Source organism: Streptomyces albospinus, assembly GCF_014648695.1.
In the GTDB taxonomy this organism is placed as follows: Bacteria; Actinomycetota; Actinomycetes; order Streptomycetales; family Streptomycetaceae; genus Streptomyces; species Streptomyces albospinus.
In genome coordinates this window covers 686,903-702,235 of sequence record NZ_BMRP01000001.1, presented here as the reverse complement: position 1 = coordinate 702,235, position 15,333 = coordinate 686,903, and the positions used below count along the sequence as shown (strand labels likewise).

The window sequence follows — 15,333 nt, the reverse complement described above, 5'->3', positions numbered from 1 at the left end:
GGGGCCGGCGGGGCCTCGGGCGGTGCGGCGGTGCGCCCGCCTCAGCCGATGAGCGCGTCGACGAACGCCTCCGGCTCGAACGGCGCGAGGTCGTCCGCGCCCTCGCCCAGGCCGACGAGCTTGACCGGCACACCGAGCTCGCGCTGGACGGCGACGATGATGCCGCCCTTGGCGGTGCCGTCGAGCTTGGTCAGCACCACACCGGTGATGTCGACGACCTCGGCGAACACCCGCGCCTGGACGAGGCCGTTCTGACCGGTGGTGGCGTCCAGGACGAGCAGCACCTCGCCGACCGGGCCGTGCTTCTCGACGACCCGCTTGACCTTGCCGAGCTCGTCCATCAGGCCGGTCTTGGTGTGCAGCCTGCCGGCGGTGTCGATCAGGACGACATCGGCGGACTCGGCGATGCCCTCCTTCACCGCGTCGAAGGCGATCGACGCGGGGTCGCCGCCCTCGGGCCCGCGGACGGTGCGGGCGCCGACCCGCTCGCCCCAGGTCTGGAGCTGGTCGGCGGCGGCGGCGCGGAAGGTGTCGGCCGCGCCGAGGACCACGGACTTGCCGTCGGCGACCAGCACGCGGGCGAGCTTGCCGGTGGTGGTGGTCTTGCCGGTGCCGTTGACGCCGACGACCAGCACGACGCCGGGGATCTCGTCGCCGCCGTTGCCGATGCCGTTGGCGGTGTGCACGGTGCGGTCGGCGTCGGTGCCGATGAGGGTCAGCAGTTCCTCGCGCAGCAGCTCGCGCAGGCCCTCGGGGGTGCGGGTGCCCAGGACCTTGACGCGCTCGCGCAGCCGGTCGACGAGCTCCTGGGTGGGGGCGACGCCGACGTCGGCGGTGAGCAGGGTGTCCTCGATCTCCTCCCAGGTCTCCTCGTCGAGGTGCTCGCGCGACAGCAGGGTCAGCAGGCCCTTGCCGAGGCTGTTCTGGGAGCGGGAGAGCCGGGCGCGCAGCCGGACCAGCCGGCCCGCGGTCGGTGCGGGGACCTCGATCTCGGGCGCCACGGGCGCCTCGGGTTCGGCGGCCGGCGCCGCCGCCTCGGCCTCGGGGGCCTCGGCGGTGGGCAGCTCGACTTCTTCGATGGTGCGACGTTCTTCGTCGCGTGGGGTCTCGGCCTCCTCGCCGACCTGCGGTTCGGCGGGGGGCGCGGTGACGGAGGGCTTGGGGGCAGCCGGCGGGGGCGGCGGCAGCTGCTTCTTCTTGCGGCTGCTGACGACAAGCCCGCTGATCGCGCCGAGCGCGACCACGGCGATCACTACAGCAAGGATGACGAATTCCATAACCCCTCCAGTATCAGCCACGCCCCGCGGCGGACGGCGGCACGCGCGCTAGCTCTCTCTGGGCTCCTGTGTACGCCAGCGCTCCAGGGTGGGGTCGCGGTGCGAGTCGTACGTGCCCGACCCCCGGCAGTGCCGGCATTCGCCCGCCCGGTGAACGGTCTCGTACGGCCCCCGGAAGGGTTCGACGCCGGGGGCGTAGGCGAGGGCCTGCGACACATAGCCGGTGCCCTGGCACCACTGACACGTCTTGCCGGGCACATCGGCCTCCTGCGAGTACTCGCTCTCGTTCATCGGGATCACCTTGCACCACATCCGGCCCCGGATGACCCGGCGCCGGAAGATCGCCGTCCGCGGCGGCGCCGGTACCCGTCGGAAACGAGACATGCATCTCTCCGGCGGCTCCGTCTCGGGCGATGCCACAAGGTTCCCGACCGGCGGACGGGCGTCCGTTTCCGCCGCCGGCTCCGGGCAGTATCGCGCAGGCCCTGGTCAGAGGGGTGTGACTGGACTCATCGACAGGAACGGGAAATATCTGGCATCGTCGAGGAGTCCAAGGGGGTGGAACGGTAGAAGTTGGATCAAAGTACGATGGTGGGCGGCTGCGCAACGCGCGTAGAGTCCTGGCAACCATTTCTGGCCAGGCACCACAGCCGCTGCCTGCACCCCTCCCCCGGGGGTGCTCCCAGACCCCGCACGGAGACAGCTGCATTCATGGGCACCAGCACCACGTCCACACCCACGTCCACCCCCGAAGCCGACGGCGCCGTCGAGACCCGTGGCATCGAGCCGGTTCCCGACCACGAACGCCGGGGCCGGGTCCGCGAGCTGTTCCCCACCTGGGTCGCCGCCAACATCAGCGTGCTGCTGCTCACCATGGGCGCCTCCCTGGTGATCAACAACAGCCTGAACTTCTGGCAGGTGCTGGTGGTGGCCGCGATCGCCTCCGCGGTCTCCTTCGGGATGGTCGGCCTGCTGTCGGTCTCCGGTAAGTGGGGCGGCGCTCCCGGCGCGATGCTCTCCCGGGCCGCCTTCGGCGTGCGCGGCAACTACTTCCCGGGCGCGATCCTCTGGGTCGCGCGCTTCGGGTGGGAGACGATCAACGCGGTCACCGGCGCGTACGCGATCCTGACCGTGCTGCACCTGCTGTTCGGCATCAAGCCCAACAACGTCCTGGTCGTCGTCACCCTGCTCGCCTTCGTCGCCTGCACCTTCCTGGTCAGCGGCATGGGCCGCAAGGCGCTGAACCTCTGCAACAAGTACTCCACGTACCTCTTCACCCTGATCAGCATCGTCGTGCTGGTCTACCTGATCGTCGAGATGCCGTGGAGCGCCATCTTCGCCAAGTCGCCGGGCAGCGGCGCCATGATGATCGCGGGCATCGGCACGATCGCGGCCGGCGGTATCAGCTGGGTGCCCACCGGCCCGGACTTCGCGCGCTACCTGCCGCACTCCGCCTCCGGCAAGAAGATCGTCGGCACCACCGTCTCCGGTGCGGCCCTGGTGCTGGTCCCGATGGTGGTCATGGGCGGCGTGATGGCCGTGTCCAACCCGGAGCTGGCCAACCAGAACACCGACCCGATGTCGTTCCTCGGCCAGGTCCTGCCGTCGGCGATCGCGATCCCGTACCTGATCACCGCGCTGATCGGGATGATGCTGATCAACAGCCTGTCGATGTACTCCGCGGGCTTCACCGCACAGACCATGGGCGTCAAGCTGCCGCGCGCCCTGGCGGTCAGCATCAACGCCGCCATCAGCCTGATCGGCGGGCTGTTCATGATGCTGGTGGCCAAGGACTTCATCGGCCAGTTCATCGCCTTCCTGACGCTGCTCGCGGTCTCCTTCTCCGCCTGGATCGGCGTCTACGGCGTCGACATGGCCCGCCGGCGCAAGAAGGCGGTGCGCTACGACGCGGACAGCCTGATGAACATCAGCCGCACCAGCCGCTACTGGTACAAGGGCGGCTTCTCCTGGCAGGCCATGACCGCCTGGACGGTCGCCCTGGTCGCCGGCCTCTGCTTCACGAAGGTGCAGTGGTTCACCGGCCCGCTGGCCGGCACCTGGATCGGCCAGAACGGCCTGGGCTGGGCGGCCACGATCGTGATCGCCGCGGTGGTCTTCGCCGTACTGCCGGCCGCCAGGGAGAACGTCCCCGCAGAGGCGCCCGAGCGGGCCGCCGCCGAGGACCGGCCGACCGTCGAGGTCGGCTGAACGACCGGGCGGCCACCGGCGGCGCACAGCCGGTGGCCGCCCCGGCCGGACCCGCGCCACCGTCCTGGCCGGATCCGGCCACCTGCCTGGAAAACTGACGAGTCGTCAGCTAGCGTCCCCTTCGCCATCCGCCCGGCGAAGGGGACGCCGTCATGTCAGCCATGCCATCCCGCCCGTCGCCCGACCTTCCCCGAGCTCTCGACTCCTCCCCCGAGTTCTCGGCTGCGCTCGAACAGGGGGGACCCCCATGCGCAGGGGAGACCCCGACCCCCTCGACGAGGCTCCCCCGGACTCCGTCCGGGGGGACCCCCACCGCGCCGCCCCTCTGCACAACGGTCCTGCGCGTCAACCTCGTCGACCCGTCGCCCACCCCCGAAGGGCTCGCCGCGCGCTACCGGGCCGCCGTGGAGATGGCCGCGTTCGCCGACGACCGCGGGCTGACCATGGTCCAGACCGAGGAGCACCACGCCACCACCAACGGCTGGATGCCCGCCCCGCTCGCCTTCGCCGGCGCCGTCTTCGGCGCCACCCGGCGCATCGGCGTCACCGTCGCCGCGCTGATCACCCCGCTGCACGACCCGCTCCGGCTGGCCGAGGACATCGCCGCCCTCGATCTGCTCAGCGGCGGCCGGCTGGTCACCGTCGCCGGCCTCGGCTACCGGCCCGAGGAGTACGCGGCGCACGGCATGGACTGGCGGCGGCGCGGCGCCCTCCAGGACGAGGTGCTGCACACGCTGCTGTCCGCCTGGACCGGTGAGCCGTTCGCCTATCGGGGGCGTACGGTCCAGGTGACCCCGCGCCCGTACACCCGGCCGCATCCGCTGCTGCTGGTCGGCGGCGGCTCCCGTCCGGCGGCCCGGCGCGCCGCCCGGTTCGGGCTGCCCCTCTTCCCGAGCGCCCGGCTGCCGGAGCTGGAGCGCTACTACCACGAGCAGCGCGCCGGATTCGGCACCGAGGGCTGGGTGATGCAGCCGCCCGAGCGCACCTGCCTGCTGCACATCTCCGAGGATCCGGACCGCAGTTGGGCCGAGTACGGTGGGCATCTGCTGCACGAGGCGCGGATGTACGCGTCCTGGCAGTCCGCCGGGACCCGCTCCGCGGTGCGCTCCACCGCCGGGGACACCGCGGCGCTGCGCGCGGAGGGCGTGTACCGGATCGTCACGCCGGAGGCGTGTGTGAAGCTGGCCCAAGAGGCGGGCGCCCAGGGCTCGTTGATCCTGCATCCGCTGTGCGGCGGGATGCCGGTCGACGAGGGCTGGCGGTCGCTGCACCTGTTCGCGGAGCGGGTGCTGCCCGGGCTCCAGGGCTGACGCGGGGCGGCCGGAGCGGCGGCGGCGCGCACGTCGCGGCGGATTGTCAGTGGCGGGTGTCACGATCGGTGCATGAGCTTCTTCGACGGTCTGATCGCTCCCGACCCGCCACCCGAACCCCCCGCCGAGACCCTGGTGTTGAGCGCCTACGAGCCCGGCGGCACCGAGGATTTCGCGCCCGCCCACTGGTTCGTCCCCGCTCAGCTGCCGCAGGTGGCGGAGGTCGGCGCCGGCCCCGATGTGCGGATCATGCTGACGGGCTGGGAGGTGTGGCCGAAGTCGGTGACGATGCGGCTGGCGGTCTTCCTGCGGCGGATCCAGCCGGGCGGCCGGACGACGCCGTACGGCCGTCCCGGCAGCGGGGCGCTGCGCTGCGGGCTACTGCTGGCCGACGGACGGAAGGTCACCACGCTCGACGGCGAGCCCTGGCCGACGGCCGACGGGAGCCGCCCCACGCTCCGGCTGCGCGGCGGCACGGGCGGCGCCTTCCATTACGAACTGGAGCTGCACCTCTCCCAGTTGCCGCCCGCCGGGCCGGCCCAGCTGGTGGTCGAGTGGCCGAACGAGGGGGTGCCGGAGACGGTCACGGTCGTCGACGCGGCGATCCTGCGGGCGGCGGCCGGCAGCGCGCTGGAGATCTGGCCGGACGCCGCGCCGCCCGCCCGCTCCGAGGCCGGTGAGGAACCGCGGGGGTTCCTCAGCATCAGCCTGGGGCCGTCCGAGATCCTGGCGCAGCCCCCGGCGTCCGTGCTGCCCGCTTGGTCCCCGCCGGCCCCCGACCCCTCGCGCGGCGACTGGGAGGAGCTGGCCCCCTTCCACTGGCAGGACACCGAGCTGATCAGGGCGCGGCTGGCGCACGGGGCCGATCCCGCCGCGCTCCGGTCCGGTTCCCGGGACGCCCCGCTGCATCTGGCCGCCGCGAACAGCTCCCCGGAGATCCTCGCCGAACTCCTCGCGCGGGGGCCGGAGGTGGACGCCGTGGACGACCAGGGCTGCACTCCCCTGTGGCACGCGGTCGCGCACGGCGCCGAGGCGAACGCGGCGCTGCTGCTCGGGGCCGGCGCCGATGCCTGGAGCGCACGGATCGGCGGCCGTTCGCCCGGCCGGCTGGCCCTGACGTCGCCCCTGGCCCCGCTGTTCGCCGGGCTGCCGGACGCGGTGCCGCTGACGCCCGGGGAGTGCGCCGCCCAGCAGGACGCCGATGACCGGGCCGCGGTCTTCGAGGGGGTGGAGACGGAGGGCCTCTCGGTCGCCTTCGTCCCCGGCATCGACGAGGAGGAGGCCGTGCGGCGCCTGGGCCGCGACCCGCGCGACTGCCCGGTCCTCGACCTGGACGCGGAGCCCGGCCCGCACGGCACCGGCCCGCACGGCTTCGATCCGTACGCGCCGGACGAGGCCGAGCGCCAGGTGGGCGTGACGGGTGTGCCCGGCGGATGCGTCCTGGTCCAGCCCATGTCGTACCAGCTCAGCGCCGCCCCGATATTGGACGCCCTCTCCCCCGGCACCACCGCCTACGGCGTCTATTTCAATCCCAGCGGGGGCACCTTCGGCGCGCTCTCCCGGGACGGCCGCACCGAGCTCACCGAGGAGATCGGCCTCCCGCCGTTCGGGGACGAGCCGGACGGGCACTGGCTGTACCGCTTCTGGAGCTGGAGCCGGCCGGAGGGCATGTACGGCGCCGCCGAGCTGGCGTACGCCTCCGCGACGGCGGGCCTGCGCGTCGCGGACCCGCACGCGGTGGCCGGTCCGCCGCGCCGCTGGGTGGAGATACCGGACGGCAGCCCGCTGCTGGGCTGAGGCTCCCGGGCTCCCGGGCCGCGTCCGGAGACGACCGCTGCCCCCGGCTCGGGTGAGCCGGGGGCAGCAGCCACAACTGAGGAGACGGACTGGCGGGGGGTTAGCCCATCTCCTCCAACGCCTTGCCCTTGGTCTCCTTCACGTACTTGAGCACGAAGGGGATCGAGAGCAGAGCGAAGACCATGTAGATCACGTAGGTGCCCGAGAGGTTCCAGTCGGACAGGCTCGGGAAGCTGGCCGTGATGACCCAGTTGGCGATCCACTGCGCGGAGGCGGCGACGCCCAGCGCGGCGGCGCGGATCTTGTTCGGGAACATCTCGCCGAGGAAGACCCAGACCACGACGCCCCAGGAGAGCGCGAAGAAGAGGACGAAGCCGTGGGCGGCGATCAGGGCGATGGTGCCCTCGGTGGTCGGCAGGGTGCCGGCCGCGGACTTGGCGGAGAAGGCCCACGCCTCCAGGCCGAGCGCGACGGCCATACCGGCCGAGCCGATCAGCGCCAGCGGGCGGCGGCCGATCCGGTCGACGAAGACCATCGCGATCACGGTGCCGATGATGTTGATGATCGAGGTGGTGAAGCTGTAGAAGAACGAGCTCTCGGGGTTGATCCCGACGGACTGCCACAGCGTCGAGGAGTAGTAGAAGGCGACGTTGATGCCGACCAGCTGCTGGAAGACGGAGAGCCCGATACCGACCCAGACGATCGGCAGGAAGCCCGCCTTGCCGCCGAGCAGGTCCTTGAACGTCGACTTGTGCTCGCTGCGCATCGCCTCCTCGATCTCGACGACCCGGGCGTCGAGGTCGACGGCGTGGCCCTCGACCTCGGCCAGCACCTCCTTGGCGCGGTCGGTCTTGCCGATGGAGATCAGGAAGCGCGGCGACTCGGGGATCGCGAAGGACAGCAGACCGTAGAGGACGGCCGGGATCACCATGACGCCGAGCATCCACTGCCAGGCTTCCAGGCCGGCGATCTTGCCGCGCTGGTCGCCGTGGGCGAGGTTGAGGATGCCCCAGTTGACGAGCTGGGAGATGGCGATACCGACGACGATCGCGGCCTGCTGGAAGGAGCCGAGCCGGCCGCGGTAGGCGGACGGCGAGACCTCGGCGATATAGGCCGGGCCGATGACCGAGGCCATACCGATCGCGATACCGCCCAGCACGCGCCACATCGCCAGGTCCCAGAGGGCGAACGGCAGGGCTGAGCCGATGGCGCTGATGGTGAAGAGCGCCGCGGCGATCTGCATCACGCGGATCCGGCCGATCCGGTCGGCGATCCGGCCGGCGGTGGCGGCGCCGATGGCGCAGCCGATCAGCGCGATGGCGATCACCTGCGCGAGGCCGGCGGACCCGACGTCGTAACGGCCGCGGATCGCCTCCACGGCGCCGTTGATGACGGAGCTGTCATAACCGAAGAGGAAGCCGCCCATCGCGGCAGCCGCGGTGATGAAGATGACATGGCCGAGGTGGTCGGGGTGGGCCTTTCGGCCTTCCGGGACCGTCGGCTGCGCGGTGCTGGTCAACGTGAACTCCAGTGGCCCGGCTGCGCTGCCGGGCGTAGGGGGCTGGCACTACAAGTGGTGCATAGGTTGGGGACACCCACCACTTGAAGGTAAAAGCAACGATGCAGAGACTATGCCTTCAAGTTTCGAAGTCAATAGCGGGTAACCGATTTGTTTCCCACAAGACAGCGGCGCGCCTCGTTCAAGTCCTGAATTGATCTTCGAAAGGTGTACGGGGCGGTGACGCGGTGCGGTCTCCCCCTGGCTCAGTGCAGCCGCTGGCTGATCACCTTCGAGACGCCGTCGCCCTGCATCGATACGCCGTAGAGCGCGTCGGCGACCTCCATCGTCCGCTTCTGGTGCGTGATCACGATCAGCTGGGAGCTCTCCTGCAACTCCTCCATGATCCGGATCAGCCGCTGGAGGTTGGTGTCGTCCAGCGCCGCCTCGACCTCGTCCATCACATAGAACGGGCTGGGCCGCGCCTTGAAGATCGACACCAGCAGCGCCACCGCCGTCAGCGACCGCTCGCCGCCCGACAGCAGCGAGAGCCGCTTGACCTTCTTCCCCGGGGGCCGCGCCTCCACGTCCACCCCGGTCGCCAGCATGTCGTCCGGGTTCGTCAGCACCAGCCGGCCCTCGCCGCCCGGGAACAGCCGCGAGAAGACCCCCTCGAACTCCCGCGCGGTGTCGTGGTACGCCTCGGTGAAGACCTGCTCCACCCGCTCGTCGACCTCCTTGATCACCTGGAGCAGGTCGGCCCGGGTCTTCTTCAGGTCTTCAAGCTGCTCGCTGAGGAACTGGTGACGCTCCTCCAGGGCCGCGAACTCCTCCAGCGCCAGCGGGTTCACCTTCCCGAGCTGCTGGTACGCCCGCTCGGCGGCCCGCAGCCGCTTCTCCTGCTCGGCCCGTACGTAGGGCACGGGCCGGTTGCGCGGGTGCTCCGGGTCCTCCGGCAGCTCCTCGCCCTCGGCCGGTGGCGACGGCGGTACCGGCTGGTCCGGGCCGTACTCCGCCATCAGCACCGCCGGCTCCACCCCCAGCTCCTCCAGCGCCCGGGTCTCCAACTGCTCGATCCGCAGCCGCTTCTCGGCCCCCAGCACCTCGCCCCGGTGGACCGAGTCCGTCAGCTTGTCCAGCTCGGCCTTCAGCTCCCGGCCCCGGCCCCGCTCCGCCACCAGCGCCTGCTCCCGCTCGGCCTTGGCCCGTTCCGCGGCGGCCCGCTCCTCCTCGCCCCGTACGACCGACACCTCGACGTGCGCCAGCAGCTGCCGCGCCCCGGACGCCACCGCGCCGGCCACCGCCGCCTCATGGCGCAGCCGGGCGCGCCGCCGCTCGGCCCGCGTCCGCGCCTCGCGCTCCGCCCGCGCCCCCCGGTCCAGCGCGTCCGCCCGCCCGGCGAGGCCCTTGACCCGCTCCTCGTGCGTCCGCGCCTGGAGCCGGGCCTCCATCTCCGTCTGCCGGGCATTGGCCCCGTCCGCGGCCAGCCGGTCCCGTACGGAGGTGTCGGGCTCCTCGTCGCCCGGCTCCTCCTCGGCCACCGCGAGCCGCTCGGCCAGCTCCTCGGCCTCCTCGGTGGCCCGCGCCAGCGCCTCCTCGGCCCGGGCGACCGCAGCGGCGGAACGTTCGGCCTCGCCGGCGGCGGCCCGCGCCTGCCCGCCGAGGCGCCCCAGGTCCCCGGCGACCTTCGACTTCTCCCGGTCCGCCGCCCGCCGCTGCCCGTCCAACTCCTCGACCAGTGCGGCGCACTCGGTACGCCGCTGCACAGCCGCCCGCTGCGCCACGGTCAGCTCGTCGCAGCGGGCCGCCAGCTCCGACAGCTCGGCCGCCGCCTCGTCGACGGACGCCTGCACCTCCAGCAGGCTCGGCGCCCCGGCCGAACCGCCGTGCGCGAAGTGCGCCCCGAGCAGATCGCCCTCCGCGGTCACCGCCGTCAGCTCCGGCCGGGCGGCCACCAGCTCCTCGGCGTCCTCCAGCGTCCCGACCACCACCACGTCCCGCAGCAGCCGGGCCACCGCGGCCGTCAACTCCCGCGGCCCGTGCACCAGTTCCTGAGCGGGTACGGGGCCCGGACCGGCTCCCGCCGCCGCCCCGGAAGCATCCGCACCAGACGCACCGGCCCCGTCGATACCACCGGCACCGTCGCCCCCGACCCGCTCGGCCACCTCCACCGCCGCCACCGACTCCACCGCGCGCGCCGGCGCCGGCACCCGCACCGCGCGGCTGCCGCCGAGCACCATCGCCGCCCGTCCGGCGTCCTCCTTGCGCAGCAGCCGGATGGCCTCCGCGGCGGTGGCCGTGTCGGTGACCGCGACCGCGTCCGCCGCCGCGCCGAGCGCCGCCGCCACCGGGATCTCGAACCCGGGAGTCACGGTCAGCAGTTCCGCCGCCGGGCCGAGCAGCCCGCCCAGCCGGTCCGTGGCCGCCAGCAGCGCCCCCGTGCCGTCCTTGCGGCGCAGCCCGAGCGCCAGCGCGTCGTGCCGGGCCGCGGTCGCGGCGCGCTCCCGCTCGGCCGCGGTCAGCGCCTCCCGCGCGGCGGTCTGCGCGGCCTCCGCCGCGGCCAGCTCCCGGCGGGCCGCCTCGTACCGCTCCCCGGCCTCCGCGTCGTCCGCGTCCAGCCCGGCGACCTCGCCCTTGAGCTGCTCGTACTCCTCCTGGGCGGCCACCGCCCGGCCCCGGGCCGCGTCCCGGGCCTCGGTGAGCCGGCCGATCTCCGCCTGCGCCGAGGCGGCCCGGCCGCGCGCCGCGGTGACCCGGCCGCTCAGCCGGGCCAGCCCCTCGCGCCGGTCGGCGATGGCCCGGGCGGCATCCCGCAGCCGCCGCTCCTCGTCGGCCAACTGCCGCTCCAGCCCGGCGCGGTGCTCGACGGTGTCCTCCAGCGCCCGGCTCGCCGCCTCCAGCGCCGCCGTCAACTCCGCCTCCTGCTCGCGGATCCGGGCGGCCTCCCGCTCCATGTCCTCCGGGTCGCGGCCCTGCCGCTCGTCCGGCGGGGCCGCCGAGGCGCTCCTGACCCGCGCCTCGGCCAGCGAGATCGTGCCCCGCACCCGCTCGGCGAGCTGCGACAGCTCGTACCAGGTCTGCTGGGCACGCTGGACCCGCGGCGTGAGGGTGCGCACCTCCTCCTCCAGCACCGCCTCGCGCTGCTGGGCGGTCCGCAGCTGCGCCTCCGCGGCCTCCTTGCGCTCCTTGAGCGCCGCCTCGTCGGCGATCTCCGCCGCCAGCGCCCGGCGCAGGGCGACGAGATCATCGGCGAGCAGCCGCAGCCGGGCGTCCCGGAGATCGGCCTGGATGACGGCGGCCCGCCGGGCGACCGCGGCCTGCCGCCCCAACGGTTTGAGCTGCCGCCGCAGCTCGTCGGTCAGATCCTGTACGCGGGCGAGATTGGCCTTCATCGCGTCCAGCTTCCGCAGCGCCTTCTCCTTGCGCTTGCGATGCTTGAGGACGCCGGCCGCCTCCTCGATGAACGCCCGGCGGCCCATCGGATCGGCGTGCAGCACGGAGTCGAGCTGGCCCTGGCCGACGATGACATGCATCTCGCGGCCGATGCCGGAGTCGGAAAGGAGTTCCTGGATATCCAGCAGCCGGCAGGTGTCGCCATTGATCTGGTACTCGCTGCCGCCATTCCGGAACATGATCCGGGTGATGGTGACTTCGGCGTATTCGATGGGCAGCGCGCCGTCGGAATTGTCGATGGTGAGCGAGACCTCGGCGCGGCCCAGCGGCGGCCGGCCGGTCGTCCCGGCGAAGATGACGTCCTCCATCTTCCCGCCGCGCAGCGACTTGGCGCCCTGCTCGCCCATGACCCAGGACAGCGCGTCCACGACGTTGGACTTGCCGGAACCGTTGGGGCCCACGACGCAGGTGATGCCCGGTTCGAACCGCAGCGTCGTGGCGGAGGCGAAGGACTTGAAGCCTCGCAGGGTCAGACTCTTGAGATGCACGCCTTTGGACTCTACCGGCCGCCTCTCGGCGGACGTCCCCAACATTCCGGCGCCGGCCCACCGCCCGGTACGGCCCCCGGGTATCCGCCGGCGTCCCTTTTCGGTTTCACCGGTGAAAGTGCAGGGCACATGTTGCGGTAAGGGAGACACCGGAGGACTGAAGTGACCGGACGGCGAGACGCCGGCCGGTGGAATTCAGGCCGCCGGACGGAATTCCAGAGCGGGAAACAACGACGAAGGGACGCCGAAGCGTCCCTTGCAGATCTTGAAGAGCGGTGCCTCAAGCGGCTGGCGAGCAGCCCGCCCAGCCCTGGGGTCGGGGTCAGGTGAGCGCGGGCTCCGCCTGGGGTACGTCGATGTCGAGCACCGAATCGTCGCGACGTGCGGCAGCCGACAGCATGTCGTTCTCGGCCTGCATCCGAATAAGTTCGGATTCAAGGTCCTGGACGCGCTGCTGAAGCCGTCGCATCTCGGAGAGGACTCGGGGGTCGGAGCCGCCGACGTAACCGAGAAGCGCCTTTGCCATGATGGATGGTCCTCCACAATGAGTGACCGACCGAAGCGGTGTGGGTCGTGAGGGATTCGCACCCGCGGTGCTTGTCATTCTCCAGGTGCCTTCAATGCCAAACAGCTAAGGTGCGCGGGGATTCCAGCGTCTCACCAAACGGATGGAGGGTCAACACGATCACACCCCGTATCCTCGGGCACCTGAGAGTGCGCGGCCTCGGGGGCGCGGCGCCTACTCCCCAGAAAGGTCCCGTGGGGGCGTGGAGATCATCCGTACAGCGGCAGCCTTGCACGGGTCGGCCGAGTTGGCAACCACCAGGGCTTATCTCCTGTAAGCAGCTGACAAAGGCATACCCTCAAGATCGGCCAGGACGCCCGGACGGACGGCGTTTCCGAGCCATGTCAGCGGACCGCGAAACCGTCGTAGCCGCCCCGGGGCGTGTCCCATATCTCAGTGACGCCGTCGACGGCCCCGGGCGTGTCCCCGGTGCGCAGCCAGTCCAGCAACTCCTCGCAGCGGTCCCTCGGACCCTCGGCGACGACCTGCACCCGGCCGTCGCCGAGATTGACCGCGAAGCCGACGAGTTCACCGATGCGCAGAGCGTTCGCACGGGTGAACCAGCGGAACCCAACTCCCTGGACCCGGCCGCGTACCCAGGCGGTCATCCGCACGTCTTCATCCATGTGTGCACGTTAACCGGCCAATTGCTCAGCAGGAACTTCGGCCCCTCCCGTCATGGCGTACAGTCCCCGGACAGCGAAGGCTCACCCTTTCGAGTGAGCCGCTGTGACGCTGGACGGAAGGAACGACCGCGGATGGGCCGCCACCGACGCTCTGCTCCCCACGCGCCCGAATCCCCTCGTACAGGGCCAGTTGACGGACCGACGGGTGCACCGCCGGCCGCCCGCCACCGCGCCCACCACGCCGCCCGCCCCCGCCGTTCGGCTCCGGTACGCACCGGACTGCTCGGCGCCTCCGCCGCGATGGCGATGGGAGCCGTGGCGGTCGCATCCGGACTCGTCCCGGGCGGCGGGCAGTTCATCGTGGGCGGCGGCGCCCGCGCCGACCGGGTCCGCGCCGGCGCGCTGCCGGACCTGCAAACCCAGGAGAGCCACTCCGCGACACCGGCCGGCGCCACGGATCCGGCGACCGGCAGCAGCGGCGGCGAGCAGCCGTCGTCCCCCGCCACCGGGCAGTCCTCCTCCCCCGACTCCCCCGGCTCCTCTGGCTCCTCTGGCTTCCCTGGCTCCTCTGCCTCCTCCAGTGCCTCCCCGTCGGCGGGCCGGGCCTCCGCGTCACCCACCGCAACGCCCGGCGCACAGCACTCCGCGCAGCCCACCGGCCGGCCCACGACCCCGGCGCCGAAGAACCCGGCGACGGCCTCGAAGGCCCCCGACACCGGGGCGTCCGCCGCGGCGCAGGTGCTCTCGCTGGTCAATCAGCAGCGCGCGCAGGCCGGCTGCTCGCCGGTGGCCGACAGCAGCCAACTGGACGGTCTGGCCCAGCATTTCAGCGAGGACATGGCACAGCGCGGGTTCTTCGGCCACACCGATCCGGACGGCCACACCCCGTGGGACCGCGCCCGCATCCTCGGGATACCGGACCTCGGCGGCGAGAACATAGCCCGCGGCCAGGCCGACGCCCGGTCCGTGATGGACTCCTGGATGAACAGCCCGGGGCACCGCGCCAACATCCTCAACTGCGAGTACAAGACCCTCGGCGTCGGCGCGCACTTCGGGCCGGGCGGCCCGTGGTGGACCCAGGAATTCGGCTTCTGAGCCCGCCGCCCGGTGCGCCCCGCCCGCCCGGTCCCGCTCAGTGCGGCCGGGGCGGGCGCTGGCAGCGCGGGCAGAAGTAGCTGGAGCGGTTCATCCAGGGGCGGCGGCGGATCGGCGTACCGCAGCGGCGGCACGGTTCGTCCTCGCGGCCGTACGCGTCCAGGGAGCGCTCGAAGTAGCCGGACTCGCCGTTGACGTTGACGTAGAGGCTGTCGAAGCTGGTGCCGCCGACGGCGAGCGCCGCGTTCATCACGTCCCGTACGTGCCCCAGCAGCTCGGCGGTGCGCGGGCGGGTGAAGGTGGCGGTCGGCCGCTCGTAGTGGAGCCGGGAGCGCCACAGCGCCTCGTCGGCGTAGATGTTGCCGACGCCGCTGATCAGCGACTGGTCCAGCAGGGCCCGCTTGACGGTGGTGCGGCGGCGGCGCAGCGCGTCGTGGAAGGCGGCGTCGTCGAAGGCCGGGTCGAGCGGGTCGCGGGCGATGTGCGCGATGACGTCGGGGAGCTGGTCGGCGTCGCCGGGGACGGTGTCGTGCAGGGAGAGGCCGCCGAAGGTCCGCTGGTCGACGAAGCGGAGCTCGGTGCCGAGATCGTCGGCGAAGCGGATCCGGATCCGGAGATGCTTCTCGTCGGGGGCGTCCTGCGGCTGGACCAGCAGCTGGCCGCTCATCCCGAGGTGGGCGAGGATCGCCAGGCCGTGGGTGACGGACGGGGTGACGATCGGTGCGATGCCCTCGGCGGCGCTCTGCGCGGCCGGGCCGCCGCCGGTCACCGGGAGCCAGAGGTACTTGCCGCGCCGGCGGGCGGTGCCGATGCGCAGCCCCTGGAGCCGGTCCGCGAAGTCGGCGGCGCCCGCGGTGTGCCGGCGGATCGCGCGCGGGTGGCGGACCTCGACGGCGTCGACGGTCCGGCCGCTGACCCAGCGCGCAAGGCCGCGGCGTACGACCTCGACCTCGGGCAGCTCGGGCACGGGGCGCTCCTCATCATCCTCGGGAAAGACTTCTGACCCCGTCCGGGGC

Annotated in this window: 11 protein-coding genes; 4 read left to right on the top strand and 7 right to left on the bottom strand. The window is 72.5% G+C overall.

The window, feature by feature from the left end; all coding sequences use genetic code 11:
- Positions 1–41 precede the first annotated feature (41 nt).
- Both ftsY and IEZ17_RS03035 read right to left on the bottom strand, forming a co-directional pair.
- Positions 42–1,277: a signal recognition particle-docking protein FtsY gene (ftsY, locus tag IEZ17_RS03040; RefSeq protein ID WP_189296011.1), complete on the bottom strand. Its 1,236-nt coding sequence runs from the start codon at positions 1,275–1,277 to the stop codon at positions 42–44.
- Between the two features lie 48 nt (positions 1,278–1,325).
- Positions 1,326–1,568 (bottom strand): hypothetical protein, encoded by a 243-nt coding sequence (locus IEZ17_RS03035; protein ID WP_229851715.1) that lies wholly within the window; start codon positions 1,566–1,568, stop codon positions 1,326–1,328.
- A 420-nt stretch (positions 1,569–1,988) separates the two neighbouring features.
- Between IEZ17_RS03035 and IEZ17_RS03030 the strand changes: the two genes are divergently transcribed.
- The 3 genes from IEZ17_RS03030 to IEZ17_RS03020 all read left to right on the top strand — a co-directional run bounded on the left by IEZ17_RS03030 (position 1,989) and on the right by IEZ17_RS03020 (position 6,592).
- Positions 1,989–3,485 carry a purine-cytosine permease family protein gene (locus IEZ17_RS03030; RefSeq protein ID WP_189296009.1) on the top strand — a complete coding sequence of 499 codons (1,497 nt, stop codon included), beginning with the start codon at positions 1,989–1,991 and terminating at the stop codon, positions 3,483–3,485.
- A 152-nt stretch (positions 3,486–3,637) separates the two neighbouring features.
- Positions 3,638–4,795: an LLM class flavin-dependent oxidoreductase gene (locus IEZ17_RS03025; protein WP_229851712.1), complete on the top strand. Its 1,158-nt coding sequence runs from the start codon at positions 3,638–3,640 to the stop codon at positions 4,793–4,795.
- A 72-nt stretch (positions 4,796–4,867) separates the two neighbouring features.
- Complete coding sequence (locus IEZ17_RS03020) at positions 4,868–6,592, top strand: ankyrin repeat domain-containing protein (protein ID WP_189296007.1); 1,725 nt, start codon at positions 4,868–4,870, stop codon at positions 6,590–6,592.
- A gap of 100 nt (positions 6,593–6,692) precedes the next feature.
- On the opposite strand, the gene IEZ17_RS03015 is transcribed toward IEZ17_RS03020, so the two are convergent.
- The 4 genes from IEZ17_RS03015 to IEZ17_RS03000 all read right to left on the bottom strand — a co-directional run bounded on the left by IEZ17_RS03015 (position 6,693) and on the right by IEZ17_RS03000 (position 13,222).
- Positions 6,693–8,111 (bottom strand): sugar porter family MFS transporter, encoded by a 1,419-nt coding sequence (locus IEZ17_RS03015; RefSeq protein ID WP_189296005.1) that lies wholly within the window; start codon positions 8,109–8,111, stop codon positions 6,693–6,695.
- Between the two features lie 245 nt (positions 8,112–8,356).
- Positions 8,357–12,031 (bottom strand): chromosome segregation SMC family protein, encoded by a 3,675-nt coding sequence (locus IEZ17_RS03010; RefSeq protein WP_189296003.1) that lies wholly within the window; start codon positions 12,029–12,031, stop codon positions 8,357–8,359.
- Positions 12,032–12,353: 322 nt separating this feature from the next.
- A complete protein-coding gene (locus tag IEZ17_RS03005) occupies positions 12,354–12,557 on the bottom strand; it encodes a hypothetical protein (protein ID WP_043266296.1) in 204 nt (67 codons plus the stop codon).
- Between the two features lie 383 nt (positions 12,558–12,940).
- Positions 12,941–13,222, bottom strand: coding sequence for an acylphosphatase (locus IEZ17_RS03000; protein ID WP_189296001.1), 282 nt, complete (start codon positions 13,220–13,222; stop codon positions 12,941–12,943).
- A 132-nt stretch (positions 13,223–13,354) separates the two neighbouring features.
- On the opposite strand from IEZ17_RS03000, the gene IEZ17_RS02995 reads away from it, so the two are divergent.
- Positions 13,355–14,317 carry a CAP domain-containing protein gene (locus IEZ17_RS02995; protein ID WP_189295999.1) on the top strand — a complete coding sequence of 321 codons (963 nt, stop codon included), beginning with the start codon at positions 13,355–13,357 and terminating at the stop codon, positions 14,315–14,317.
- 37 nt (positions 14,318–14,354) lie between these two features.
- Here the strand turns inward: IEZ17_RS02995 and mutM are convergent, their stop codons facing one another.
- The gene (mutM, locus tag IEZ17_RS02990) at positions 14,355–15,284 is read right to left on the bottom strand and encodes a bifunctional DNA-formamidopyrimidine glycosylase/DNA-(apurinic or apyrimidinic site) lyase (RefSeq protein WP_189295997.1); all 930 of its coding nucleotides are present in this window, start codon (positions 15,282–15,284) and stop codon (positions 14,355–14,357) included.
- Between the last annotated feature and the right edge of the window lie 49 nt (positions 15,285–15,333).